General features: G+C 61.5%; 19 protein-coding genes. 5 read left to right on the top strand and 14 right to left on the bottom strand.

The genetic code is table 11. The features are described 5' to 3' along the window. Window positions 1–200: 200 nt before the first annotated feature. The 3 genes from ACX4ZE_RS19185 to ACX4ZE_RS19195 form a co-directional block, all read right to left on the bottom strand. Window positions 201–1,166 (bottom strand): enediyne biosynthesis protein, encoded by a 966-nt coding sequence (locus ACX4ZE_RS19185; protein WP_480274842.1) that lies wholly within the window; start codon window positions 1,164–1,166, stop codon window positions 201–203. Continuing rightward, window positions 1,163–3,052 (bottom strand): FG-GAP repeat domain-containing protein, encoded by a 1,890-nt coding sequence (locus ACX4ZE_RS19190; protein WP_480274843.1) that lies wholly within the window; start codon window positions 3,050–3,052, stop codon window positions 1,163–1,165. The genes ACX4ZE_RS19185 and ACX4ZE_RS19190 overlap by 4 nt, the downstream gene beginning before the upstream one ends. Window positions 3,053–3,235: 183 nt before the next feature. Continuing rightward, a complete protein-coding gene (locus ACX4ZE_RS19195; RefSeq protein WP_480274844.1) occupies window positions 3,236–4,372 on the bottom strand; it encodes a TSUP family transporter in 1,137 nt (378 codons plus the stop codon). Window positions 4,373–4,535: 163 nt separating this feature from the next. Between ACX4ZE_RS19195 and ACX4ZE_RS19200 the strand changes: the two genes are divergently transcribed. Beyond that, window positions 4,536–4,919, top strand: coding sequence for an SgcJ/EcaC family oxidoreductase (locus ACX4ZE_RS19200; protein ID WP_480274845.1), 384 nt, complete (start codon window positions 4,536–4,538; stop codon window positions 4,917–4,919). Between the two features lie 243 nt (window positions 4,920–5,162). Here the strand turns inward: ACX4ZE_RS19200 and ACX4ZE_RS19205 are convergent, their stop codons facing one another. The 11 genes from ACX4ZE_RS19205 to ACX4ZE_RS19255 form a co-directional block, all read right to left on the bottom strand. Beyond that, on the bottom strand, window positions 5,163–6,452 hold the full coding sequence (locus tag ACX4ZE_RS19205; protein ID WP_480274846.1) for a cytochrome P450: 1,290 nt from the start codon (window positions 6,450–6,452) through the stop codon (window positions 5,163–5,165). Further along, window positions 6,449–7,519, bottom strand: coding sequence for a DUF1702 family protein (locus tag ACX4ZE_RS19210; protein WP_480274847.1), 1,071 nt, complete (start codon window positions 7,517–7,519; stop codon window positions 6,449–6,451). The genes ACX4ZE_RS19205 and ACX4ZE_RS19210 overlap by 4 nt, the downstream gene beginning before the upstream one ends. A gap of 79 nt (window positions 7,520–7,598) precedes the next feature. After that, window positions 7,599–8,045, bottom strand: coding sequence for an acyl-CoA thioesterase (locus ACX4ZE_RS19215; RefSeq protein WP_480274848.1), 447 nt, complete (start codon window positions 8,043–8,045; stop codon window positions 7,599–7,601). Continuing rightward, window positions 8,042–13,663, bottom strand: coding sequence for a type I polyketide synthase (locus ACX4ZE_RS19220; RefSeq protein WP_480274849.1), 5,622 nt, complete (start codon window positions 13,661–13,663; stop codon window positions 8,042–8,044). Before ACX4ZE_RS19220 ends, ACX4ZE_RS19215 begins: the two co-directional genes overlap by 4 nt. A gap of 50 nt (window positions 13,664–13,713) precedes the next feature. Then, window positions 13,714–14,787, bottom strand: coding sequence for a DUF1702 family protein (locus ACX4ZE_RS19225; protein WP_480274850.1), 1,074 nt, complete (start codon window positions 14,785–14,787; stop codon window positions 13,714–13,716). Further along, window positions 14,784–15,500, bottom strand: a complete 717-nt coding sequence (locus tag ACX4ZE_RS19230; RefSeq protein ID WP_480274851.1) for a 4'-phosphopantetheinyl transferase family protein — start codon at window positions 15,498–15,500, stop codon at window positions 14,784–14,786. The genes ACX4ZE_RS19225 and ACX4ZE_RS19230 overlap by 4 nt, the downstream gene beginning before the upstream one ends. Continuing rightward, entirely contained in the window at window positions 15,497–16,030 is a 534-nt protein-coding gene (locus tag ACX4ZE_RS19235) for a hypothetical protein (RefSeq protein WP_480274852.1), read from the bottom strand. The genes ACX4ZE_RS19230 and ACX4ZE_RS19235 overlap by 4 nt, the downstream gene beginning before the upstream one ends. A gap of 190 nt (window positions 16,031–16,220) precedes the next feature. Continuing rightward, window positions 16,221–16,847: a helix-turn-helix transcriptional regulator gene (locus ACX4ZE_RS19240; protein ID WP_480274853.1), complete on the bottom strand. Its 627-nt coding sequence runs from the start codon at window positions 16,845–16,847 to the stop codon at window positions 16,221–16,223. A gap of 1,743 nt (window positions 16,848–18,590) precedes the next feature. Further along, window positions 18,591–20,165 (bottom strand): MFS transporter, encoded by a 1,575-nt coding sequence (locus ACX4ZE_RS19245; protein WP_480274854.1) that lies wholly within the window; start codon window positions 20,163–20,165, stop codon window positions 18,591–18,593. A 39-nt stretch (window positions 20,166–20,204) separates the two neighbouring features. Continuing rightward, complete coding sequence (locus ACX4ZE_RS19250) at window positions 20,205–20,654, bottom strand: SRPBCC domain-containing protein (RefSeq protein WP_480274855.1); 450 nt, start codon at window positions 20,652–20,654, stop codon at window positions 20,205–20,207. Beyond that, window positions 20,654–21,040 (bottom strand): ArsR/SmtB family transcription factor, encoded by a 387-nt coding sequence (locus ACX4ZE_RS19255; protein ID WP_480274856.1) that lies wholly within the window; start codon window positions 21,038–21,040, stop codon window positions 20,654–20,656. The genes ACX4ZE_RS19250 and ACX4ZE_RS19255 overlap by 1 nt, the downstream gene beginning before the upstream one ends. 216 nt (window positions 21,041–21,256) lie before the next feature. Here ACX4ZE_RS19255 and ACX4ZE_RS19260 point away from each other — a divergent pair, with 216 nt between their 5' ends. From ACX4ZE_RS19260 to ACX4ZE_RS19275, 4 genes are all read left to right on the top strand, one after another. Then, window positions 21,257–21,565 carry a chorismate mutase gene (locus ACX4ZE_RS19260; protein WP_480274857.1) on the top strand — a complete coding sequence of 103 codons (309 nt, stop codon included), beginning with the start codon at window positions 21,257–21,259 and terminating at the stop codon, window positions 21,563–21,565. Then, window positions 21,562–23,631, top strand: a complete 2,070-nt coding sequence (pabB, locus tag ACX4ZE_RS19265) for an aminodeoxychorismate synthase component I (protein ID WP_480274858.1) — start codon at window positions 21,562–21,564, stop codon at window positions 23,629–23,631. Before ACX4ZE_RS19260 ends, pabB begins: the two co-directional genes overlap by 4 nt. Next, window positions 23,628–24,470, top strand: coding sequence for a prephenate dehydrogenase dimerization domain-containing protein (locus ACX4ZE_RS19270; protein ID WP_480274859.1), 843 nt, complete (start codon window positions 23,628–23,630; stop codon window positions 24,468–24,470). Before pabB ends, ACX4ZE_RS19270 begins: the two co-directional genes overlap by 4 nt. A 73-nt stretch (window positions 24,471–24,543) precedes the next feature. After that, window positions 24,544–25,737 (top strand): cytochrome P450, encoded by a 1,194-nt coding sequence (locus tag ACX4ZE_RS19275; protein WP_480274860.1) that lies wholly within the window; start codon window positions 24,544–24,546, stop codon window positions 25,735–25,737. The last annotated feature ends 6 nt before the right edge of the window (window positions 25,738–25,743 follow it).

Below are 25,743 nucleotides of genomic sequence, written 5' to 3' on the forward strand. Positions count from 1 at the left end.
TACCAGCGGGCAGACGAAGCGCAACGGAGGAACTGCCAGGTCTGCTGCCAGTAAGAGCTGTGCGGTCAGGGGAACTGCGGCGACTGACCGCTCGGACCGATTCGAATCGTCTATTGCGTTTGTTGCAAGTAGCCCTTCGAAATGTCTTAGGCCTCGATCTTTGGCTCTGTCCGTTGGATATGGACAGAGCCAAAGATCGGTCAGGCTATGGCATTGGCATCGTCGGACGAGCGCCACTGCTGCAGTCGCGGCGCCAGGTACAGCACTATCCCGCGAATCGCGCAGGTGATCACTAGCGCGAAGAATATCGCGTACGCGACCTGCATAGTGATGAGAAGTCCGTATACGCCTGCGACGGTGAGCCCGAAGACCACCTGTCCCCGTGTCGAAAACGGAGTAGTACCAGGATCGGTAATCATGTAGTTGGTGAAAAGCACGAAGGCGACGCCGGTCATCGACCCGAGCACCGACAAGAAGGCATCGTCGACCCAGATCGCGCGCACGAGACCTTGGAGAACGAAGCCACCCACCCACGCGGCTATCAGCGGCATTTTGCCTGTGAGCTTGCCATTCAGCATGGTGCCTGCCATCAGCACACCGAGCGGGATCAGCACATCGAGCGCGACGCCAGTGTTGTTCAGGAACATGTATGGCGGGGTGAAGCCCACTAACGGTATGAGCAGCAGGGTCACTGCTATGCCGGTATTCGATGGATTGAGGTAGTGCTTGAGACGACCCTTTACCCGTACTCTAAATATGTACTTCGAAGCCGCCGCGACAGTCACCGCGAACAGGAAAGGCCATACAGTACTTGTGTAGATGAGCATCGCGCAGGCCAAAGCGGAGATGTGTGCTGGTAGCAGGAAATAGAACAGTTCCGTACGGCCTCCGGCGTACTCGGGCGGCCGTCGATGCGCCCATGCGTCAAATGTTTCCAGTAACAAATGTACTGCGTAGCTGACAGCGACAGCGACGATCGGTACGATCGGCGCCTGCTCGAACCCGAGAAACAGATGCCCGACCACGTTGAAAGCGGTAATCGAAATCGCGAACCTCAGTAGCGCTTTGCGTCGAGGGTCGGCGGGTTTCGGGGAAATCTTTTCCGTTGAGGTGACGCCGTCGGCAGCCGGTCCGTGCGTCTCGGACGACGCGATCTGGATAGTCATGATTGCACCTTCAGTGTGGTCGTCGGCTCGTCGGGATCAATTAGGTCTTCCAGAGCGAATCTGCGCTGATGTAATTCGCCGCCTTGACGCCATGTCACGGTTGCGCTGAGTACATCGCCACGGTGGGTATCAGGAATGCCGAAGTGCGCTATGTCGTCGCTGACTCCAGAATGTCCGTTCGCGGGGTACACCTGCGTTTCCCTGCGGTAGCCGTTCTCCCCTTCGAGGGTCACCGTTGCACCGATCACGGGCGTGTGCGCGCCGCCGATTCCTTCGGTTACCACTCTCAGACTGACGTGACGGTTATCGGTTTCGGAGGTATTCACGTAGGCAAAGGAATCCTCCCACTGATTGGCGATCACGAAGTCCCGCAGTCCGTCGCCATTGAGGTCGGCAGTGGCGATCCCACGCGAGACCTCGTCGTTGAAACCGATCTGCTGACCGATGTCGACCCACTGGTCGTTCATCTCTCGCCACAGTCGGTTGGGTTCATGGCCAGATAGGTCGTCTCCCTCGTTGATACGTAGCCACAGCTCGGGATGTTTGAGGACCTGATCGTTTCCCATCGCAGTTTCCTGCAAACGCGGCCATACGTTGCGGCTGCCTTTGATGAAACCAGTCGCCTGCAACAGGTCATCACGGCCCTCATTGAGGATATCTATGGATTTGAGATCCCAAGACCATCCGCTGTGTGCGATACCGGTCTGCGCAGAGCGGTCTGTGAACGGAACTTCGCCCTTCAGCAGATCTTCGGGGTCGCCATCGGGGTAGAACGCGAAATTCGACTCTTGCAATGCCCAAGGGCTGGTGATGTTGCTGACGATCATCCGAGGCAACTCATCTCCCTCAGCATACGAGAAAACAACCCCCATGCCCTTGAAGGAGTCGTGGCCGAGTACGGTCGATCGACGTTCGGTGAGGGAGCGCCGATCACGCACCGCCTCGAATCGCACGTCACCGGGTTTCGAGTGGTTGACCAACAACTGGTCCGGACCGAAGTCGTTTGCCACGTAGGTCTCAGGCAGGCCATCGCCGGTGAGGTCTTGGAACCCGAACGATAGAGTCCACGAACTAGCCGATTCCTCCGGAATCCGGTTGCTGACGTCGATGAATTCCGGCATCTCACCAACTTCGTCAACGGGGCTGCCGAGGAAAAGCCGGTTTGTACCGGCATTGCGTGCCATGTTCATCCCGGCCTGCATCTGAATTCGCGAGTCCGCGGCGGCAGCAGGATCGAGCACACGTGCTCCGTCGGGGAAATAGTTTCCGACCATGATGTCGAGAACTCCGTCGCCATCGATATCCGCAATATTGAGTGCGGTCGAGTTCCACACGTCCATTGGAGCGACGAGCTCACGCGGCTTGAAGTCGGCGCGGCGAGGTGTGCCATCATCGCTGGACTTACGTTGGTTAAGGAACAGTACGGGTGAGCGGCCCCAGTAGTAGACGATGATGTCGATGCTGCCGTCGTGATTGATGTCGGCGGGTACACAACCTATCGGCGCCATAGTGTCGTCGTAACGTAGACCGTCAGGCCGTAACTCGAACGGCTCGAACGGCTCACCCGTACTGCCTGGTACCGGGAATACTCGCACCTCGTCGTCACGTGGGTCAGTAGTGCATGCGTCGCCCGCGTAGCCCTGGCCTCGTAGGTCCATCGACCCCACCGATGCCCCGACCGCAGAGATCCACGGCTGGATGGGCTCGAAGTCCTGCGCGACGGGCCGTACCCGCTGGTCGGTAGGGGACGGAGGCAGCAGGTGACGGTCGAAGGCGACCCTCGCCGAGGCCTGGCTGACCAACTCGTCGCTCGCCCCTACTGGCCGCATGGTCCAGGTACCCAGACACAGCGCTATCGATAACGCAGGTACCAGCAAACGTCTCATTGTCGCTCCATAACGGTCTCGCATCTCAGGTCGGTGACTCCATCCCAATGGCCCAGCCCCTTCGCGGCATCTCGTCCTGTGCGCGCTCAGTGACTCAGACGGAACGGCGGACTCGGGACGGGTGCTGTGCTGGCCATTCGTAGCCAGACCTCCCGCCCCGCACGGGTGTGGAATTCATTGCCCTTATCGGGCTGTGCGGTCGCCACCGATTGGCTCATACTCTTGGTCTCGCCGAGTAGCAAGACTGTCGGGCACCGGATCGGGATCGAGGTCGAATCGTCGAAGAGTAGCCAGTCGAAGGCACCCGACGGTAAAAATCAGGATGCCACTGGCGAAGAGCACCACTTCACCACGTCCGATCGGCACCAAGGCGACAGTCGAGATGAATTCCACCGTGATCAGGAAATATAGGATCCGTGCGATCGAAGTACTCGAAAGCCGGGTACAGATAAGCGCACCCAGAGGGGCGCCTATGCAAACCACCGGCACTGCCGCGAGCCACATGTCCACTACCGGGCCCGTGAAAGAGCCTTTCGTCAAGGAGGTAGCGAATCCGGCGAGCGTCACCATCGTCATCAGGACCACCGTCGTCGGCGTCACCGTTTTTTCGCTGACCCGGAACAGCAGCACGAGGGCCACAAACATGATGGTGTTTTCCCCGACAGCGGCAATGCCTGATAGCAATCCACCGACGCTTCCTGCCAATACCAGCACAACCTTGTCCTGCAACGGCAACGCCGGCTCGACCAGATCCGTTCGCCGCTCGAAGATCCGTGTGCGCCGGGCAGGACGATAACGTCGACCGATGATCAGCGCGATCATGAGTCCGACGAGGACTGCGGTGAAGATGAGGCGCACATGAGGCGCACTGACCAGGGGCGCAATATTCAGAAAGCTGAAGATGACGGCGACTACACCGGGTAATCCGCCGTACGCGAGTGCGGTCCATTCCAGCGGAACCCGATTCCACAAAATCGAGAGGCTCGCCGCGGTCATGCCGATGCTCTGGATTGCAAAGCTGAAGAGCCGTGCATCTTCCGGCGGCACGGCAAGCACCTTGGTGAGGATCGGAAAAGCCACTGCTCCCCCGCCTTCCGATGTACCGCCGCCTACGAGCGAGCCCAACGTCATCGTGAGCGACACCTGCCAGTGTTCTCCGATGGCCTCGACGGCGCGTGAGCCTCCAATCGCGGCCCAACCTGCGATCACTATCGCCCCGAGCACAACATTGACGATCAGCATCCGGCGAAACGAGACGACGGGTGTGTCTTTCTCATCGGTCGATCCCATAGCGACTACCGCTTCCTCACTCGGACCCATCCAGCAGGGTCGGCGATCTCACGGCGACACTAGAGCCCAGCAGTGCACCCACAGCTCTCATGCATTGCCAACGTTGTAGCAATCGGTAAGAGGTTCGGGACGAAGTGACGTGCCATCGTCGTCCCATCTGCTCGACCCACCCGGACCAGACAAGGAACTATCGATGACCACAGTGCCGACCGATCCAACCGTCATCCCCCAGCGCATCATGGATGCCTGGAAGAACAACGACGCCGTCGCTTTCGCCTCCGTATTCACCGAGGACGGCACGATGATCCTCCCCGGAGTGCACCAGAAGGGCCGCAACGCCATTGCCGGATTCATGACTGAAGCGTTTGCCGGCCCATATGCGGGAACTCAGGTCATGGGTACACCATTCGACGTCAAGTCCCTCACCGACGATGTTGTCATCCTCTTTACCGAGGGCGGGGTACGTCCGGCCGATGCTGATTCGATTCCCGACGGTGCGCGGGTCCGGGCGACCTGGGTCTTGGTACGCAATGGTGATTCCTGGTCTCTCGCGTCGTACACGAACGCACCGTACTGACTGATCTGGATCCGCTACCCGAGGGTGCTCGAGTCACGACGACTGCCCTGAAATATCACCCACCACAACAACGTAAGGAAGGGAGTCAGGACTGTCCGATGAGTGTGGAACCGGCTTTCGCATCCGATGGTTCGCACTCGATGTGCCGCGGCCTTCGAAGGTGACAGCGAAGGAGTCCAAGGCAGGTTTCCACCTCATCGCGCCCTTCCCCGAGACAGATCGGTACTACTGGTGGAATGCCGACTAAGCCGATGTTGTTCGGGCTACGGTCCGCCGCGCGATCAGATAAGTTGTCCCCGGCATCGTCGTCAGGGACATCCTCGCCAATGCTCGGGTCCTGCGCCCGAGCGTCGGCCGCAGCGTCAACCGACGGCTCGCCTCGGCAAGCCACAGCGTGGCTTCCAGATGTGCCAGGGAAGCACCGGGACAGCCACGTGGCCCAAGTCCGAACGGCAGGTATCGCCCGTGGTCGTCGTGGGTGAGGAAGCGGGTCGGGTCGAAGAGGTCGGGCTCAGCCCATCCCTGCCGTTGTACCTCGGCGATCACAACGCAGACGTCGTCGCCGGTACGGATCGGCCAACCGGCTACGACATCGTCGCGGCGGGCACGTCTGCTGACCAGCCATACTGCGGGATGCAGGCGAAGCACCTCCTTGATGACGGCGTTGGTGAGCCGCAATTGCCCCATCAAGCGCAGCAGATCGGCTGGGTCATCGGTGGGTTCATCGGCAGCTTCACGCTCTTCGGCGACAGCATCGGCCAGGTCGGGCCGTCGGCTCAACTCGTCGACCGCCCAGGCCAAAGTGGATGATGTGGTCTCATAGCCAGCAAGTAACAGCGATATGACATCGTCGCGGTTAGCCCAAGTAGGCGGATTATTTTCTGAGACAACAGCATTGGCAGCAGCGATAACCTCGTCTGCGGCATGGTCGAGGACCGTGCGCGCTGCGCGCAGGCGCTGTTCTGCCCGAGGGCGTAGTACGGCGGGGACCCGGTCCTGGGTGACTACCCTGAACATCGCGTCGTCTTGTACGACGTCCAGCGCCGTGAGTATCGGCGCTACATGCGGAGCCGGAACGCCGAGAACCACAGCCAAGCAACGCAGAGTGTATTCCGCGAGCAAGCCGTCGATCGGCATCCGGCGTGGATGGAATCCTGCCAGCTCTGTGACCGATTCGACCGCATACCGGTGAACAGCAGGCGCATGCTGCTGTATCCGACGTGCTCGCAGCCATGGACCGAGGGAGCCACGTGCTCGCATCCATGTCTCGCCTTCGTCGGTCAAGATGCCGCGCCCGAGACCAGCCCGGGCCTCAGCTTGACCAATGCCTTTCTCGTAGCGGTCGGCCGCTGTGACCAGAACATGTTTGACGGCTTCCGGCCCGTTGAGCACATGCAGTGAGCGTCCGGGTAACGGTACCGTGACTCCAGCAGGATAACGGCGTGCCAGACCGGCCAATGTACCACCACGATCGGACAGCATCCCATGCAGCAGTTTCGGCAACCGGCTACGCGGCACCTGCGCGCGGATCATGCCAGCCTGCCTGCAATGGCTCGCCGCCACTCTTCGTAGACCGACCAATCTCCTGCATCGATTCTCGTAGGGTCGGGACGTGCTTGCCAAGTAATCGAGGAGGCCTCCGCCGCACTGCGGCCGCACAATTCCTGCGCTGCGGTTTCTGTGTGTGACACATCGAGGCCTGCTCGCAACCGAGCTTCGATGGCGAACGCGGCCCCCTGAGCGACCCAGCGCCCGTGCTCGTGGGCGCACGCACGGAGCCGTCGTAGCGTCACCGCGTCACGGCCTCCTGCATAGGCGGCCGCCAAACCTACACCCGCCCACAACGATCCGTGAGTGCTGGAGTCGAAGCGATCGACTATTTCGGCAAGCATATCCGGGCTGCCGCCGGCAACGAACCACAGCGCACGGCCGATACCCTGCATCAACTGCTGCTCGCTATCGGCGCGTGTTCCGGGCCAGTACCGCTCGGGGAACGGAACCGCACGTCGCTCTAATACTTCCTTGGTATGGAAGAACGTCTCGTGGAAGCCGTACCCGTCCAAGACAAGCGGAGCAACAAGTGGGTCGAGTCGATCGAGCCGCGGCCAGGCGAACCGTGGCAACCTGGCCAGCGACCAGCCGAGACCGACGTAGAGCATGTAGCTGTGCCGTTCGCCGCTGCAGACCATCAGGTCGGCGAACTGGTGGCCACCAGGACGGAGCCCGTCACGTACGCCGGCCGCCATGCCAAGGCCCTCCATAGCGAAGCCGCGCCACCGAGGGGCCAAGACCTGCAACGCGGCGGCCGCCTGCTGTGGCGTACGGGCTCGGAGCCCAGTGCCGTAGCCAGTGAGGAACGCCCGCCCGACATACTCTGTGATACTCGGCCCCTCCGACCAGGCGAAAAAGCCACGATATGCGGGATCGACCTGTCGTTCGTGCGGCAGCATCATCCGCTCACGCAGCCACGCTCCCGGACCGTTTCGATCGACGAGCAACATCACCGAATCCAAACCGCCATCGAAAGAAGTACGCGCTTGGGGGCAGGTGCCTGTTTCCGGCGCCTCGGTGCTCGCTTTGGTCGTGGGGATATTGCTCATGGGTGTGCTCCTACAGAAGTCTGTTCGGTGATCTGTAGTGCCACGGGAAGTATCTGCTGCCATCCACACGTCGTAGTGCTCATCGGACCGCCACCGTAGCGCTCATGTACGGACGCAACGCCTCGATCAACGGTTCTGGAACTCGGGTCGGGCGGGTGTCACCATTCGGGCCTCGCATGCAGACGATCCGTTGCCTACCTCGTCCGACCAATAACGGACCGTCTGAGTGTTCGCACCAGTACTCGAATTCGAGCTCGAGTGTGGTTTGGCCGAGATCGGCCAACACCATCGAGATCACCAAGTTGTCGAACGCGGTGATCTCGGCGATATATTCGCACTCGACTTTTTGAGTAAAGAGCTTGAGGTCGCCGCGCACGTCATCCAGTACTTCGGGTGCCTTTTCTTTCAGGAACATCTCCCGGCACCGTCCTTGCCAGCGCAGGTAGTTGACGTAGTAGACGTTGCCGACGAGGTTTGTCTCCTCGAAGCCGACAATGTGCCGGTACTCATACGCCGGCGCTCTCATGCGACCACCTTGTCCTCACGTACCGACACCACCGATAGCCAGGCGACAGTCAGGCTCACACGCTGCTTCCATGTAGTCTCTACGTCGGCTACCAGGGCCTGTGCTGGTCCGGCAGCCATTCGGTGGAGCCCGCGCGTACTACCGAGGTCGCGCACCTCGATCTCGCCGGATTCAATGGTGCGCCCGAGGATCTCACCGAAAGCTTCGCGAGTGAGGTCGTCGATAGTGTCGTTGGCGCATCGCACCGCACACGACGCGCCCTCGAGTGTGGCATTCACCATAAGAGTGCACTCAGGCGAAGCCGTGACCTGCACCGAGCCGAGTACTCCCGCATCAGCGAGTACTCGCTCGAAGTGCGGACCGAGCAAAGCTGGTGGCCACCGGTCGGGAACTCGCTGTCGCACCGCGCGCAGGTGCAGTCCGCGCCACCGCTCGACGAGCACTCCGCGCTCATCGAACACATCTATGTCGTATACGTGCAGGGTGCCGCTATGACGGGTCTCGTGGGCTACGAATACTCGCTCGCCGACCGGTGTGGGGTCGAGCACCTCGAGCAGGTCGATCCGCTGCGGTAGTAATGTGGCATCAGGGACACTTACCTGGTTGCCGTGCATCAGTGCGTCACGGATACCAGGGTCGCCGAGTAGCAGATCGGCGGGAAGAGCACTGGAGAACCAGTCGACCTCCGCACCGGATACCCGGCAGCGCACCTGTGTAGAACTCAGGATGTCATAGCCACGAACCCGCTGGAATCTTCCACGTTGGAACAGCAGCTTGCCGTAGAGTTCGGCGTCAGGATCCACCGGCACCGGCTCGGAAGCCTGCGATACCGGTAGTAGGTCCTGGCCCGCGTCGATCGTGGCACCGGTTTCGACAGTCGCCGCGAAATGTGCTACCGCGTAGTCCGATTCCTCAGCGAGCAGCACGACTTCGACCGCACCGTCGACACGACGGACTGCACTGAGACGTATGGTGTAGTCGTCGCCGGCGGGCACGATGACCGGGCGGTCCAGGCGCACATCTGTGAAGCGGACCGGGCCCACGACTCCGGTGATCGCGCTTGCGAACTGGGCCATTGCCTCGAGGCCCATCACGGCGGGCAACACGTAGTCGCCATCGATCTCGTGATCGAGAAGGTAGGGATCACTGCTCAAAGAGAGCACGGCGTCAGCCACCAGCTCAAAGCCCGGATGATGTCGTCGCACCCGGTCCACGAATCGACTGAGTGGTAGATCGACGGGACGAGTACGCAGGGTTGGCACATTGTCTGTGCGCCCGCAGACCACCAGTGTCGACGGCGCATCATGGGTCACAGTCCGGATGAACAATTCAGTGCCGTCCGCAGGCGGGATCGCGGAAATCCCGGCGGCGGCAAGGCTCTCGACCGCGCCCATCTTGACGCCCATACCGATGCCCGACCACACCGACCACTCCAAACATGTTGTCCGGCAGTGTGGGTTGCGCTCGCCATGGCTGCGGGTCACCCGAGAGAGTTCGGCGTTGGCCATGGCATAGTGCGCATCGCCCCACATCCCAGCACGACCGATGACACTGCCGAATGTCACTACATGCCGGAGTGCTTTGCCATCGGCCTCGGTCAGGGTCGATAACAAGGTAATAAGTGAGTCGACTTTCGGGGCAAACGTATTCTCGACGTCTGCCCACGTGAGGCTGTCCAGGTTCGCAGGCTCGTTACGCCCTGCTCCGTGTAGCAGGTGGGTAACCGGGCCGAACCGAGCCACGATCTGCTCGACAGCATTGCGGATGGCGACGGAGTCGGCGAGATCGGCTTGCACATAATGAACCTCGAGGTCGGCGTCTTTGAACCGTCGGAGTGTCTCGGAGACTTCGTCGGTCGTCGCGACAGAGCGCCCCACGATAGCGACTCGTGCGCTCAAATGACGTGCCCATTCGAGCGCGCACTCGGCAGTGATCCCCTTGCCGCCTCCCGTAGCCAGCAGCACAGGCTTGTCGCCTGTCACAGCCACGCTGCCGAAGCCTGGAGCAGGTGTCTCGTCGAGCACATATGGCACAAGGTGGGGTACGTGCCGAATTCCTTCGAGGTAGCGCACGTGGGCAAATCCGTCAGTGACGGCGACCTCAGCGGCGAGCTGCTCAGGCTGAACTGAACCGTCACCGTCGACAACGGTGACCTGAAGCTCGGGGTGTTCCAGAAAAAGCGTCTTGGCGAGCGCTGTCGTCGTATCGTGCCCACCGAGCACTACCAGCCGGCGGCCTGAGCCAAGCGTCGCCGCCTCTTGAACCGCAGAGAACGCAGTGCGCAGGTTTCCGCGGTCTGCGTCGACGGGCAGACTCAGCAGAATGCCACCATCGGTGTTACCCGCGAGCGCCGACAACCAAGCCGTCTCGGTAACGGGCGTCCAACCTTCTGCGTACACGATCCAGGTTGCGGGCTCGGCGGCAGGGTCAGGCGCACTGGTGCGCAGCGGTATGGGAGAGAACTCTTCGATCCATGTGCCGACGAAAGCGTTGACCGCCCCAAGAGGATCTGAGCCTCTGGACGTTCTAGTGCTACCTCGCAGCGACTCCAGTCCGGAAGCAAGCTCACCAATTGTCGATGCCGCCAGGTTCAACGACCCGAAGTCGGTGACACCCACCGCGCTGGCAACCCGAGCTACGACCTGTCCCACCGTGATCGAGCTCAGATGCAGGTCGTCGAGCATCCGGCTCTCCATATGGACCGCATCGAGGGGGAGTTCGGCTCGTTCGGCCGTCATCCTGATCAGAAGATCGAGCACATCGACGTCGCTGCCGGCCAACACCACAGCATCTTTTCCGGGCACTGTGGTGTTGCCACCTCGGTTCCGCAGCCCATCTGCTGCGACATTCTCGGCGGGATTCGAGAGAAAGGTCTGTTCGCGGCTCGGCAGATCACGGTGAAAGCGGTCACTGTTCACGATGGTGGGGTCGGGCAGTGCACCGCCGACCCAGGCCGCAGCCGCGACAGCAAGATACGAGGTCAGATCTGGGTCGTCGGTGTCAAGACTGACAACGGGCACAGTCACGGCGTTCGCCATCGCGAGCCGCGCCATGCTGCGACCTGGACCGACCTCGATCAATAGGTCGCTGCGGGTGGCTACCTCCGCCACCGCTTCGGCGAATCGTACCGGCTCGACGATCTGTCGGCACAGCAGTTCGGCGAGCTCGGAAACGGGCATCTCGCGGTCAGCGGCAAGAACTGCACCGGTTACGGTGGAGACCACGGTGCGCTCCCCCGCGAGTGGCAGAGCACTCAGCCGGACCTTGTCCAGACACCCCGCGAACACCTCGGCAGCTGGCTGCGCTAGAGGAGAGTGGAAGGCATGTGAGACCGGCAACCGGTTACCGGCGATGCCAGCGGATTCAGCGTCAGCGAGCAACCTCTCGACAGCCTCGCACTCCCCCGCGACGACGGTGTGCCGGGGCGAGTTGAGAGCTGCGACGCTCACCTCATGGGTCGGCGGAAGCAATGACAGGACCACGTCCTGTGGTGCGTCAAGGTTAGCCATCGTGCCGGGTAATCCGTTCTCGGCCATGATGGTTCCACGCATCCGGGCCAGCTCGACAAGTGCATCGCTGTCGATGGCACCTGCCCAGGCCAGAGCGCACAGCTCCCCTAGGGAGTGCCCGGTGGCGGACGAAGCGTTGATGCCGATATCGCGCAGCGCCGCGAGGCCGCAGAGGCTACCGGTCACCGTCAGCGGCTGGGCATTTTGAGTAGCGACGACGTCGGTGAGTAAGTCTGCATCGGCACGCTGCTGATGTAGCGTGACGGCGGACAGATGGCGAGCCAAGGCACCCCCTTGCAGGTGACTGCCAGTGCCTTGGCCAGGGAAAAGCAGCCCGATCCGAGCACTCGCGCCGTCCGTTGTGCGGCCGAGGTAGCCCCCGCCAGGTACCTCGACCACTGCCGGGCTTAGCGGATCGTCGGTGAGTGGTCTGCCTTCTTCAAGGCGATCCGCGAGGAGAACGAGCTTGCGCACGGCCTCCTTAGGGGCGGTGGCGACAGCGGCCGCTCGATACGTACCGGCGACTTCCCGCGCCCAGCTCATCGAGTAGTCGGTGAGTTCTGAGTAGCTACTGGTGCGTAGGGTGACGGCGGCCTCGCGCAGTCGGGCAGCAAGTTCTGCTGGAGTGTCGGCAGCGAACAGGAGCAACTCGGCGTCGTGACGTGAAGTAGCTAGCGCACGCACATCCGGTCGCCGGTCCCAGTCGACCACCTCGGCGCCGCCCGGATCGCCCTCCACCACAATATGAGTATTGATACCTCCGAAACCCATGGAACTGACACCGGCACGTAACGGAGCGTCATCGGGCCAGGGCTCGGCGAGCATCACCGGACGGACCGTGCTGTCATGGTCGCTGAAGCGAGGGTGGGGACGACGGCAGCCGATCGTCGGCGGAACGACAGCGTGTCGCACCGCCTGGACCGCCTTGATCAGCCCCGCCACGCCAGCCGCGGCCTTGGTGTGGCCGATCTGGGCCTTGATCGAGCCGATTGCGGCGCGATCAGTGGCACCGGCGGCGCGGCGAGCGTTGGATACGGCCGAGAGTTCGAGATCGTCGCCGACGGGTGTCCCAGTGCCGTGGCCTTCGAAGTAGGGCACGGTTTCGATGCCGAAGCCCGCACGCTCGTAGGCACGGCGAAGGGCGAGTTGATACCCCATCAGGTCGGGGCGAGTCATCGCGCCGGCGCCGTCGGATGAAACTCCCCAGCCGGCGATGTGAGCCAGCGGTTTGCGGCCAGCGGCCAGCGCATCCTCCTCGCGCATCAGCACGACCATTCCGCAGCCTTCGCCTGGCCAGAAACCGTTCGATCCTTTGTCGTAGAGCTTCATCTCTGTCCGGGCAAGAGCGCCTGTCTTGGCGAAACCGACAATCTCGAAGGGGTCGATAGACAGATCGACGCCACCTGCGATCGCCACATCCAACTCGCCGTCGACGAGCGAGCGAGCGGCTGTCGTTACCGACAACAACGAAGACGAACAAGCGCCGTCAACGGTGTAACCGCCTCCATGCAGGTCGAAATAGTTGCAGATGCGACCGGCGATCGTGTTCGCGAGCGAGCCCGCCAGAGTGTCTTCGTCGACGCCGGGGAAGGGTGCCTTGTACGGATCTTCCATAGCGTTGACGAAGTCGGCGACCGCATCGTCGTCCCAACCGATTTCGCGTAGTTGCGCGGCAACGACTCGGCGTACGTACGGCCACCGCAATCTCATCAGGTTGGCGCGGGAGAACTCGCCTGTAAGGGTGTTGCCGACGACGACACCTGTCCGCTCGCGAGGCAGCCCTTCGCCATTCTCGAATCCGGCATCTGCTAGCGCTCTGCTCGCGACGTCAAGGGCCAGCCAGTGGGTGAGGTCTGTGGAATGGTAAGTGCTGCCGGCGATTTTGAAAGCCATCCGGTCGAACTTGTAATCGGCTAAGACCGCCGCATTGTCGGCGTAGAAAGTATCCGGCGTAGCCGGGTCGGCACTGTAGTAGTCGGCCAAGGAGGTTCGTACATCTGGGATGCTCCGGAAGGCTCGACGGCCGCTCACCGAATTCTCCCATAACTGCCGCGGGTCAGTGGCGTCAGGATAGACGCAGCCCATGCCAACGATGGCGATTCGATTCACAGTGCGTTCCTCCAAACGGGATTGGACCGTCACCCGACGGCCCAGCCTTGCTATCGATCGTCTTGATCGGCGACCGTTGCGGCCACTTCATCGTTGCGGGGCTGTGAGTGCTTGTGGTCAGCGCCTGGACCGCCGAGGAGGTCGGGAGCGAGCTGCCTGCGCAATCGGTCGCGCCAGGTGGCGTAGTGAGGTACGGGGCGGTCGTCGGGTCCGGACACCTCGGTGGCATCCACGAGATCCACAGCGTCCAGCACACTCAGCCCGGTGATGGTGGAGAGCGTCTCGACGGTGTGAGTGGGCAGTAGGCCCGCGGTATGACGCGCTTTCACCGCAAGGAGGGCACCGACGCCGAGATCAGGCGCGAATGTCTTGGCTGCAGGCACTAAGGCCGCCAGGTCGTCAGCCTGGCCCGCGAAGGTCGCGGCCAGCCCTACACCGGACCACAGGTCCTCATGGCGTTCGGGTGCGAACCGTTCGATGGCGCGCGCCACCTCGGCCACCTGGCCGGCGTAGGCGAACCACAGGGCTCGCCCCACACCTTGGTCGACAGCCTTCTCGAAATACCACTGCTGGCCTGCGCGCCAGGAGTAGGGCGCGGGCCGCTGCTGGCGACGAAGATAGCGCTCGGGTTGGAAGTAGGCGAGGTCGAAGCCGTAGCCGTCGACAGCGAGCCAGGCCATCGCCGGGTGGGAGGGGAGATCGGCCGGAAGCACCTGGGACCACAGGCGACGAGGAAGGCGCGCCATGGCGAAGCCGATACCGATGTAGTTGAGAAACTGATGCGGAAGCCCGGCTCCGGTCATGATCAGCTCAGTGGCCCTCGGCTCGCGGCGGGACGGAATCGATACCGCATCGAGAATGGTGGCAGCCATCGTGGCGCCTTCGTAGGCGAAACCACGGTACCCCTCCTCGACGAGCGCGAGTCGCGCGTGCACGCCATCAGGGTCACTCTCGCACAATGAGTGCTCCAAACCAATGACCACCGCCTGCGGTACAGCCGAGAGGGATCGCACACGGGGGTCATCGGGATCGTGTCCGAATCGAGCAGCGAGGGTGACTTCTTTGATGCCGGGTGAGACGGCGCCAGCGAGAGTACCGCGAACGAGTTTATGCAGCCGGTTCACAAGATACCTCCACGAGTGAGGGTTCGGATGAGAGAGGTGCCATCTCGAAGCTGTGGTGTGAGAGAGCCGTCGGCGAGCACGGCCAGTGCCGCGGCGTAGTCGGCATGGGCGCGGCTCAGGTCTATATCACAAAGTGTCACAGGCGCATTCAGCTTCGGGAACGACACCAGCCCCGCTTCTTGATCCGGGGCGGTCACCCGGACCTCCCGTAAGGGGATCGAGATGCCGACACCGCAGGCTTTGACCACTGCCTCCTTGCGACACCAGGTTCGGTAGAACTCAGTGAGACCGACTGGTGCCTGCTCGTCGGGAACGACGATGTACCCGGCGATCAGATCGACTTCGGTACCGCTGTCTCGCTTCTCGACGTCGACCCCAACGGGAGCGACCTCAGTGAGCGCGACCAGGACCAAGTTCGAGGAGTGTGCGATCGACACGTACTCACCGCGATCCTCGAGATAGGGCTTGCCGTGTTCTCTGGAACCGCACAGCACGCAGCGACTGGCCACATGAACAGACCCGGGCTCGACTCCGGCGCGCTCGGCGACAGCCGCGCGCAATAGGGAGCGACCGCCGGCATGGCGCAATCGGTCGCCTCGGTTGCGCAGCCGCTTCAGACGACGCTGTTCCTCAGGGGTAAGAAATCCCGCGACCTGTTCTTCGTCTATCTCATCGAGACGCAGCATCCATACGTCGCAATCGATCTGTCTCATGCTATTTGCCACACGGAACGATCGCCGAGCATGCCGGCCCGTGACGCGATGGCAATAGCCTCGCTACGTGAGGCAACCCCTAATCGCTGATAGACCTCCGATAGTCTCCGATACATCGCTCGTTCCGAGAGTGCCTCCGACTCCGCGAGTTCGAGCACAGAAGAGCCGGCTACCAGCCGGTTCAGCCACGCGACCTCCCGAGCGTCGAGCGTATCGTCGGGCGTCGGAGAGCCTAGTGCGAGACGTCGAGCAATGTCATAGGGGAGCGTGCACTGGCCATGCAGAGCAGCCCGCACCGCGATAGTGATGGCCTCTGGTGACGCTCCGAGGTCCACCGCCCCGTGATATCCGGCCGCCAGTGCTGCCACCAGAGTTCTTTCTTCATACGCTGCCGCGACGGTGACGTGGAGTCGCGAGCCGGTGGGAATCAAAGGTCGTGGAAGCTCACCACGATCGTGCACGGCGACCGCCACCACAGCGGAATCCGAGTTTTCCGAGGAATCGTCCAACGATCCGAGGTCAGGTCGCATGCCGGCAGTGCGAAGGATCGCAGTGAGACCACAACGAAGTGTCGGTGATCCTCCCTCCACACGGAAGATGAGAGTCGGCCCAACAACTTCAGGGACAGTCAAGGGTCCACAGCTGAACACCGGGGAATTCACGCCCTCAGGAGGACAGCCATGCGCAGTGATGACATCGTGGCTGTCAGTGGGCCAGCCCTCAGCGGCCATCGTCGTGTGCATCAGTTGGACCTCCGTGTATTCCCTTGCAGGCGGCATTATGCCCTGTGCAGTATTGGTTCGGGCACTGTAAAATTCCGAGTCTGATTGCCTCAATGACAGCCGAGGTGCGGTTGGGAGAATCCAGCTTCACCATGGCGCTAGCAATCAGTCGCTTGACTCCGTGCGGCGAAATTCCCAGTTTCCGAGCGACTTGATCATTGCTCAGTCCATCAGCGATATACTCGAGCGTCTCCTTCTCACGTGCGGTGATGGCATACGCACTGCGAGCGGAACTTCCGGCTGGTCGCTTGCCCATCATCCCACGCAGCATGCTAGGGGGAATTGGATAGGCGCCTTCGAGACACAAGCGCACGACCTCGTCCAGTACGGACGGCGAAAGGTTAGCAATTTCAACGTAACCATCGGCCACCACAGCTCGTGGCGATCCAACTATCGCTCGAGCGTCGACGAGTGATGTCACAGCAACAAGCACGCGAGCATTGATGCCGAGAGGAATCATATCTATGCAATCGTCCGAGACGATCAGCAGGTCGTAGCTACTCAATGAAGACCGATCGGGATTTGGATATCCCACGAATTCGACCAATTTCACCTGCTCGAGCATTGCCCGCAGTCCAGTGCTGATGACCGAACTCGACGATATGACTCCGACGGCAATGCTGCCTTGCGTAGAAGAATCTGAAATTGGTGTACCGCAGTCCCTATACATTATTCCCTGCCGATTGATATTGCGAGGTTCTCGCTCCGTCTTCGTTACCGCGGGTACCACAGAGTCCACGGTGGTCGCGTCGAACCCATAAGAACCCAGGATTTTCGACGCCGCCATGAGCGCGGCCCAGGCTTCGGCTTCCGATGTGTTGGCAGAGTGTTCCGGTGCAGGAGCCGGGACGGGTGTGCTCGGCGCAAGTTTGGCGTTACCCTCCCTGACCTGCCCCTGGATAGTGACTTCATCCTTGAAGCGCCTGAAGGTGCGTCAGGGGTGAAGTCGGTCGTCCGGCTGTAGTCGCCAGCGGGCGCCCACGGTCTGAAAACCCTAGGCGCCACTGTTGTTCGTAGTATCCGCACGTCGTCAATGTGACGTAGGTTGTCTTCGGTCGCAACAGGAAGGCGAGCCCATCGTGGCTGAGGTCGACGAAGACACCACGGACTGCGATTCCCCTTGTACTGTGGAGGCCGGACCATAGCGGAAAGGCCAGATGGCGTAGAAGAGAAGCAAATTCGATGCGAAGTTCCGTGAGGGAGCAGGGCTCCTCTGAGGTCGCGTTTCAGCAGGTGAGAAGTAGTTGGATGAGGCGGTTGAAGTCCTCGGCGTGACGTCGGCAGGCGGCTGCGATGTTGGTCTGGGCGGCGAGGTGGAGCAGGTTGATGGCGCAGAAGGTTTCGCCGGTCTGTTTACGCTTGCCGCGGTGCGGATGATGTGCGGCATCTGGGCTGCGCCGGGGAATCCGACGCCGGCATGGACTTCAGTGGCGTTCAGGGGTGGGTGTCACGGTGTAGGTGAATGTGGTCGTGCGAGGTCGGCAGAGCCGAAATGTCTTTCCAGGGCGGTGTTTCCACTCGTGCGTGCTGGGCTGGTTGCGTTCCACGGTGAAGGTGCAGCGACCGTGGTGATCTGTGCTAGGACGATGCCATTGCGCCGACACAACCCGATCGGCAGATGTACCAGGTTCCCGGCCCCATCCCCGGCGTTCTTCAGGGTTACACCGTCCAGGAATCGGCCCAGAACCTCGATGAGGAAATGCTCTGCTTCGCAAAGAGTGAAACCTGTGAGTCCGTCAGCTCGAGAATCGCGATGTCGAGAACGGCGCTGACGGGGGTCCGGGCCGAACATCCCGATGAACTCAGTGATGCCTCCGACCAAGAAGACTTTCTGGTCGGTACAGAACCGACCAGAAAGATCATCTACGTTCGCTCCTCCGCTCGACGAAACGCACTACGGCATAGGACCTGCTGGCCCACAAGAAATCGAGCGATAGCGCTCTGCGGCTCTCGCCGTGGCGCGGTAGCGTCATTGCCGATACGGAATGTACCGGTCAACGCTGATCTTGCGTGTATTCGCTGAGACCTCGTGCCTGCGTACCGCCCCAACCAGACATCATCGCGCCCTCTCGCAATTATCGGGTTTCGCAGCATAGTCTGGCTGTTAGGTCCCCAAGAGATCGTAGATAGGAAACGCGTGTGATTCTGATGCGTTCGGCAGCGCTCGACGGGGCTGTATAGGATACCGAACGGTTCGATCGGGTTCTGGCTCCGACTACCTCGATCAACCCATCGTGCGTAGTTCGCTGGAGCACCGACGACCGAGAAATCAGTCGTCACATTCGTGTTGTGATGTGACACCGAGACGCTACCGCTCATCATCGGCAGAGAAGACTTTGTCTGTCGATACATTGTCGACTTCGGCTTCTGGCAGGTCTGTACTCGGTTGCGGAGTTCGTGCGCCACGCAACGCCACTACTGCAATACCGGCCAGAGCGGCAAACAGGCCGACGCCGACCCATGCCGTGGCATGCATGCCTGATACGAAGGCCCCGTTCATGTCGTTGACGAACACGCGCAACGAATCCTGAGGAAGATCACGCACCACAGTCGCTGCCTGCATCACGCTCTCTTTGACCCCGACGCTATCGGCCGGGACGTCGACCTCTCCCATCTGGGAGCGGTATACAGCCGATGCGATAGATCCGAACGCAGCGATTCCTACAGCAATACCGAGATGGTTACTGCTCTCGGACAGTGACGCCGCGGACCCGGCACGCTCGGGGGGCGCCCCGCTGACAACTAGGTCCGTGCCGACTGCCCCCATGGGGCCGAGGCCAAGGAAGGCCAGTACGAAGGCGGTCACGAGGAAGATCATGCTGCCCTGCTCGGGAACCTGCGTCATCAGCAAATAGCCTGCAGCCGTGACTAACAGACCACCAGCCACTAAGTGGTTGATGCGAACTTTGCCGAGTAGCCCCGGTGCAGCCATTGAGCCTATGACGATCGCCGCAGTCGATGGCAAGAGCCATAGACCGGCGATAAGAGGCGAATGCCGCTCGACGGTCTGAAGATAGAGGCTGACCACGAGATACATGCCTCCGGTGGTCATGGACCCGAAGAAGAGGATGACCAAAGAAGCTGACAACTGTCGGCTTCGGAACAACCGCAGGTCCACCATCGGGTCGGTGATGACCTGCTGACGACGAAGGAAGATCAGTCCAACCAAGACTCCGCACATGAGCGGAACCCACACTGCCGCTCCGCCTGCGCCGGTCGCAAACTCTTTGAGGGAATATACGATCGGGAGAATGGCTCCCAGCGACAACGGTACGCTGAGTAAATCGATACGACCAGCGTTCGGATCGCGGTATTCGGGGAGCAATCGTGGGCCCAGTATGAGCAAGATGGCCATGATCGGGACTCCGACGAGAAATACCGAGCCCCACCAAAACCAGCTGAGCAGTGCGCCGCCGATAATCGGTCCCAGTGCACCCCCGACCATCAAGCAGCTGAACCATGCGGCTATCGCACTACCCCGCTCGCGGGGGTTGGTGAAGATGTTCGAAATCAAGGCCAGCGTCGATGGCAACAGGGTGGCACCAGCAATACCCATCGCTGCCCGAGCGACGATCAAGGCGGTTGGGGTCGGCGAGAACGCGGCGACCACTGTTGCCACAGTGAATACAGTGGCCCCGAGCAGCAAAAGCTTACGCCGTCCTACACGGTCACCCAGCGACCCCATGGTGATCAGGGAGCCCGCCAACAGGAAGCCGTACATGTCCATGATCCACAGCGACTCGGTGCTCGTCGCACCGAGTTCTCTCGACAGCGCCGGCAACGCCAGATAGAGGATGCTCTGATCCATCGATATCAAGATCGTCGGTAAGCCGAGGACTGCGAAAGCCCACCAGCGTGCGTCGTGCCCACGCGAAGCATTCATCGAATCTCCCAATCAGATCGGTGAGTATTCCGGGCGAGATCAGAGCGCGTTGGCAAGGTTGTCGAGAGCCATCGTGAGTCCTTCGCGAGTGCCGGTGATCATGTCGTCACCCACGAACGAGCAGATCTGCGAGACCACGGTGACCTCGGTCCCGATGTCATTCGGGTCGAGGCTCCACGTCACCAACGAGATAGCCAGCGGTTCCGAGCCCAGCGCTATCGTCTCGCTGTAAACAATGCGGACACCCTCTTTGATATCGAGGTAGCGGACTCTGCCGGTGAGTTCTGCCCGGCCGACAGGTCCGCACCGGAAGTCATCCACCCCGTCCAAGTCGAACGAGGTGCTTACGTATACCACCTCGTGCCCCTCGGGTGCCGTCCATGAAGCGCGCCGGTCGGCGTCTGCATAGGCCGCGAAGATCTTGTCGGGCGACACCGGATAACTGCGGGCCACCTCCACTGTGCTGTGGCTCAGGGTGGGAGTGCTCATCAGGATCCTTTCTCGTCGGTCTGATCTGCCGATTCGGCGGCCATCAGGGCGGCGACCACCTCGTCGAGCCGATCCAAACATGCCTCGTAGCGATTTCGTCTGCTTGCCGACCACCGCTCCAGGCGCAAAAGCCCGTCCTTTCGCAGCTCGTACACCCTGATCCGTCCGACCTTGCGCGATACGACCAAATCGGCCGATTCGAGGTACTGCAAGTGTTGGACTACTGCGGCCAAGGACATATCGAGCGGTCCCGCGAGTGCCGATGTGGTCGCAGGCCCGTAGGCCAGACGCGTGATGACATCACGCCGGGCGGGATTCGCCAGCGCTTTGAAGACTGCATCGATCTCATCTGCATCGATGTCCCCTGCATCGATGTCATCGGGCACGCTACCACCGTAGGCGTGGGCACTGATAACAGTCAAGTAAATACTTAAGTAACAAGGCACCGCACCGTAGGAGAGGTCGCGGTTCAACTGCTCGGACATCTTTGAGGTGACACGGAGGAACGAACCAAGTGCCGTAGGCCCACCAAAATGTCGGTAGTCCGGCCTGCCACTCGAACCTCCCAGAGCAGAGTCAATCGAACGAACGGTGGTGGAGGCATGGCCGAGACGGACCACGACATCCTTGCGAAGCCGCGGGCCAAGCTGGACGAACTCGACGATTCGATCCTCGCTTTGTTGTCGGCGCGTCTGCAGGTGTGCTTGGAAATCGCAGACCTGAAGGCACAGGCAGAGATAGCCATGATGCAACCACACCGTGTCGACGTGGTTCTCGGCCGCGCCCGAGCCGCAGCCGAGGAATACGACGTCGATGCCGAATTTCTTGTCAGCGTCTACCAGCGCATCATCGACGGAACCTGCCGGGCTGAGGAACAGCGTATGGCGCGAAGCGAGGAGACGGCGGGATGACCCGCATCCTGATCATCGACAACCTCGACTCATTCACCAACAACCTGGCCGCACAAGTACACGCAGTGACCGGTAACCCGGCGCTGATTGTCGACAACACGACTCCGTACGGAGACCTGCCGATGGACAAGGTCGACGGAGTGATCATTTCGCCAGGTCCTGGGCACCCTGGGGTACCAGAGGACTTCGGCGTCTGCCGTGAAGTGATCGAACGGTGTGAACGACCGGTGCTCGGAGTCTGCCTGGGTCATCAGGGAATCGCGGAAGTCTTCGGTGGCACTGTAACGCACGCACCCCAGCCGGCCCACGGCGTGACAGACCTTGTAGCGCATTGTGCCGAAGAGCTTTTCGCTGGCTTGCCTGCACCGCTGCGAGTTGTCCGCTACCACTCGCTCGTCGTACGCGATCTCCCCGAGGAACTAGAGGTGACTTCGACGACTTCCGATGGACTGGTGATGGCTCTGCGACACCGTAGACTCCCGATGTGGGGTGTTCAGTTCCACCCGGAATCGATCGAGGCGCAATACGGCACCGCACTGATAGCAAACTTCGTGCGGCTGGCCCGAACCGGAACGCCCCCGAGCACCGGAGAGATGACAGAGAGCGCCACCGCCTTTGTCACCGCTGGCGGGCGCCTCCGCGTCCGCCCGGAGATAGCCGAGATCCCATGGCCGGGTGAACCAGCACACTACTTCCGCACTCAGTTCGAGAGTGCGACCTCGTTCTGGCTCGACGCCGAGAACAGTGACCACACTGACGCCAGATATTCCGTGATGGGCGGGACCAAGGACGACGTCCACCTCACCTATGATGTGGCCCGCAGGCAACTCACGGTGCGCGGACCAACCGGTGCCCGCACTGTGGTCGGTGATCTCTTCGCCTTGATCGGCGATCTGCTAGAGGCAATGTCGGTCGATTCCGACGAACTCCCCGCCGATATCCCATACCGAGGAGGTCTGGTCGGATACCTCGGATACGAGTTGAAGGCGCTTTGTGGAGGAACGTCCGCCCATACCGCGCCTACTTCCGACGCATCTCTGCTCTGGCCGGCACGCTTCGTCGTCCTCGACCATCATGAACGCCGCGCATGGAGTGTTGCGACAGTCCCGCCACCGCGGGAGGCCACACGATCGGAGTCGTCTACAGCACTTCGAGACACATCTGCGGTGGCTTCTAGCGCGGACTATCGACCGGGTCCGGTCGAGGCGGGCGCGCTCAATCTGCGTGATGACCGAACCACCTATCTATGGAATATCCGCGAAGCGAGTCGCCTGATCCGGAACGGCGAGTCGTACGAGGTGTGCCTGACGAACCGGGCGACCTTGCCTGCCCCGCGTGATCCGCTCACCGCCTACGAGCGGATGCGTGCGGCCAGTCCAGTTCCTTACGGGGCCTACCTCAGGCTCGGGGATATCGCCGTGCTCAGCTCCTCGCCGGAGTTATTCCTAGAGGTCGCCGCATCTCGCGAGGTCAGTAGCGCCCCGATCAAAGGAACAAGACCTCGGGGCCGTTCACCTATGGAGGACGAGCACCTGCGGCGCGAACTCGCCGCAAGCGTGAAGGACCGCGCTGAGAACCTGATGATCGTAGATTTGGTACGTCATGACCTCAATGCGGTGTGCGAGCCCGGCTCCGTACATGTCCCAGAGCCATTCACGATCCAGTCCTTTCGCTCTGTACATCAGATGGTCTCAGTCGTCAGGGGCAAGCTGCGTGAAGGCGTGCGTTCAGTCGAGGCCGTGCGCTCGTGCTTCCCCCCAGGGTCCATGGTCGGAGCGCCGAAGATTCGCACGATGGAGATCATCGACCGCCTCGAGAACGAAGCACGCGGTGTTTACTCGGGTGCTATCGGATGGCTCGACGCATCAGGAGCTGTCCGACTGAGCGTGGTGATCCGTACCGCGGTGCTGCGCGACGACGAGGCCAAAGTTGGGATCGGCGGGGCAATCACCGCGCTATCGGACCCTGAGGACGAGTTCACCGAGACGCTGGTCAAAGCGAGTGTGCCTCATCATGCCCTCGCCGGTGCGCCCGCTGTACGTCCCGAGCGGAAGGTAGCACCGTGAGCCCTCGCGTCGTCATCCTCGGAAATGGAATGATCGGGCAATGGATCGCCCGGGACATACTGGCGTCCGAGAACAACGTTGTCAGAGTCGACCTGCATGACGGCGATGTCATTGCTGACGTGACATCGCCGGATCCCGAGTTACGAGCGCTGGTGGGACATGCAGAGATTGTCGTCATATCACTGCCGGATTCCGTCGGCATCATGACATTGCGATGGGTGGCCGGGGCCGTCGGCGCGAACGTGCCAGTGGTGACTACATCGTCGGTGCAAACACCGTACTTCGAGGTCCCGCGCGAGCCTGACTTCCGAGGCACACTCGTGGGGTTCACACCGATGTTCAGTCCCGTGCTCCCTGCTGAAGGCCGTCCGATTCTGGTGATCGCTGACGACCGCAGCCGACCAGCCGCAGTCGATCAGCTGACCGAGTGGGCCCGGACGGTCGGCGCCGCTCCCACTGTCGCTTCACCGGACGAGCACGACGAGGCCATTCGTTTGGTACAGATATTGCCGCACGCAGCAGCACTCGGTGTCGCTGGGGTCTTGGCGTCGTCAGGTGCCGACGCCCGCATGCTCTGGAGCATCGCACCGCCACCGGCCAAGGTTCTTCTCGCTGTTGTCGCTCGTATCCTCGGGGGGTCGCGGGAAGTGTACGGCGATATCCAGCGCGCCGCGCCCGCGCTGGACGTCCGACATCAGCTTCGTGAGGCCATCGGTCGTCTCGATGAACTGAGTTCCGACGGTTTCACAGCACTACTCGACGAGTGGGCGAACAACATCGGGCTCGAGGTGCTCACCGAGGCCAATCGCACCGCTCGAGACTTGTATCGCCTGGCTTAGCAGGAGAGAAAACCGCGACCGTCTGCGCCCGGAACACGCGCTGACCCTAGAACAGACGAAAGAGTGGTGCCCTATGAGTAGCGCCTGTCCGTACCCTGCCCACCGGACCTCGCGGCTGCATCCACCGCGAGAGTACTCGGAGCTACAGGACAAGCATCCTATCCAACGCTCACTGTTACCGAGCGGACGGACCGGCGTAGTCGTCACGAGGTACAGCCACATCCGGCAACTTCTCGACGACGACCGGCTCAGCGCAGATGAGCGCCAACCCGGCTATCCCTTTCTGTACGAGGACGATTTCGAGTCACCACTCGCAGGAACCTTCGCTCACAGCGACGGCGAGCGCCACCTGAAAGTGCGCCGGATCCTCGGCCGCGAGTTCACCCGTAACCGGGTCGAGGAGACCCGTCCGCTGGTCACACGCCTCGCAAACGAGGCACTCGATGCCATGGAGCGCTCCGGACCGCCTGCCGAACTCGTCGGAGACTACGCGCTCCCGGTTGCCGCGGGCACGATCTTCCGATCTCTCGGCGTCTCTGACACCGACCGGTCCATCATCGAATCGAACACGCGGGCGATGATGGACGCCACCAGTTCAGAGCATGAAGTAGGCGCCGCTGTCGGGGCAATCATCGCGCATCTGGACAAGATCATCACCACCAAGGAGCGAGCAGCCGGTGATGATCTTCTGTCCCGCCTGGTTCATGGCGAGCTGCTACCGGGAAACCTCGACCGCGATGACGTGGTCTCGATCGCAATGATCGTGTTGGTTTCCGGCTCGGAGACCACCGCGACAATGATCGGCCTTGGTACCTACTCTCTCTTGCAACACCCGGACCAGTTGCGCCGATTACAAGAAGATCCTTCGCTCTGGAGATATGCCGTCGACGAATTGATGCGGCACCAGACAATCATCACCAACCCGATTCAACGAGTGGCCTTGGCGGACATCGAGGTCGAAGGCGAGGTGATCAAGGCTGGTGAGGGTGTACTGATGGTTCTCGAGGCAGGAAACCGCGACCCGCGGCATTACCCGGATCCCCACACTTTCGACATAACCAGACATGCACGTGACCACCTCACGTTCAGCCATGGGCCGCACACCTGTCTCGCGAGTTCGTTCGCCCGAATGGAGCTCGAAGTGATTTTCGCAGCACTGTTCGCGCGGTTCCCGCGACTACGTTTGGCCGTTGACCCTGAAGACGTGCCGATGAGGCCCGAATCAGTCGGCATGTACGGCGTGGAGCGGCTGCCTGTGGCCTGGTAGCGGCGC

Source organism: Nocardia sp. TBRC8007 (assembly GCF_056629435.1).

Bases quoted from the DNA above. Each gene is read 5' to 3' on its own strand.
- ACX4ZE_RS19185 (WP_480274842.1), bottom strand. From the start codon at position 1,166: ATGACTATCCAGATCGCGTCGTCCGAGACGCACGGACCGGCTGCCGAC.
- ACX4ZE_RS19190 (WP_480274843.1), bottom strand. From the start codon at position 3,052: ATGAGACGTTTGCTGGTACCTGCGTTATCGATAGCGCTGTGTCTGGGT.
- ACX4ZE_RS19195 (WP_480274844.1), bottom strand. From the start codon at position 4,372: ATGGGTCCGAGTGAGGAAGCGGTAGTCGCTATGGGATCGACCGATGAG.
- ACX4ZE_RS19200 (WP_480274845.1), top strand. From the start codon at position 4,536: ATGACCACAGTGCCGACCGATCCAACCGTCATCCCCCAGCGCATCATG.
- ACX4ZE_RS19205 (WP_480274846.1), bottom strand. From the start codon at position 6,452: ATGATCCGCGCGCAGGTGCCGCGTAGCCGGTTGCCGAAACTGCTGCAT.
- ACX4ZE_RS19210 (WP_480274847.1), bottom strand. From the start codon at position 7,519: ATGAGCAATATCCCCACGACCAAAGCGAGCACCGAGGCGCCGGAAACA.
- ACX4ZE_RS19215 (WP_480274848.1), bottom strand. From the start codon at position 8,045: ATGAGAGCGCCGGCGTATGAGTACCGGCACATTGTCGGCTTCGAGGAG.
- ACX4ZE_RS19230 (WP_480274851.1), bottom strand. From the start codon at position 15,500: ATGAGACAGATCGATTGCGACGTATGGATGCTGCGTCTCGATGAGATA.
- ACX4ZE_RS19235 (WP_480274852.1), bottom strand. From the start codon at position 16,030: ATGCGACCTGACCTCGGATCGTTGGACGATTCCTCGGAAAACTCGGAT.
- ACX4ZE_RS19240 (WP_480274853.1), bottom strand. From the start codon at position 16,847: ATGCTCGAGCAGGTGAAATTGGTCGAATTCGTGGGATATCCAAATCCC.
- ACX4ZE_RS19245 (WP_480274854.1), bottom strand. From the start codon at position 20,165: ATGAATGCTTCGCGTGGGCACGACGCACGCTGGTGGGCTTTCGCAGTC.
- ACX4ZE_RS19250 (WP_480274855.1), bottom strand. From the start codon at position 20,654: ATGAGCACTCCCACCCTGAGCCACAGCACAGTGGAGGTGGCCCGCAGT.
- ACX4ZE_RS19260 (WP_480274857.1), top strand. From the start codon at position 21,257: ATGGCCGAGACGGACCACGACATCCTTGCGAAGCCGCGGGCCAAGCTG.
- pabB (WP_480274858.1), top strand. From the start codon at position 21,562: ATGACCCGCATCCTGATCATCGACAACCTCGACTCATTCACCAACAAC.
- ACX4ZE_RS19275 (WP_480274860.1), top strand. From the start codon at position 24,544: ATGAGTAGCGCCTGTCCGTACCCTGCCCACCGGACCTCGCGGCTGCAT.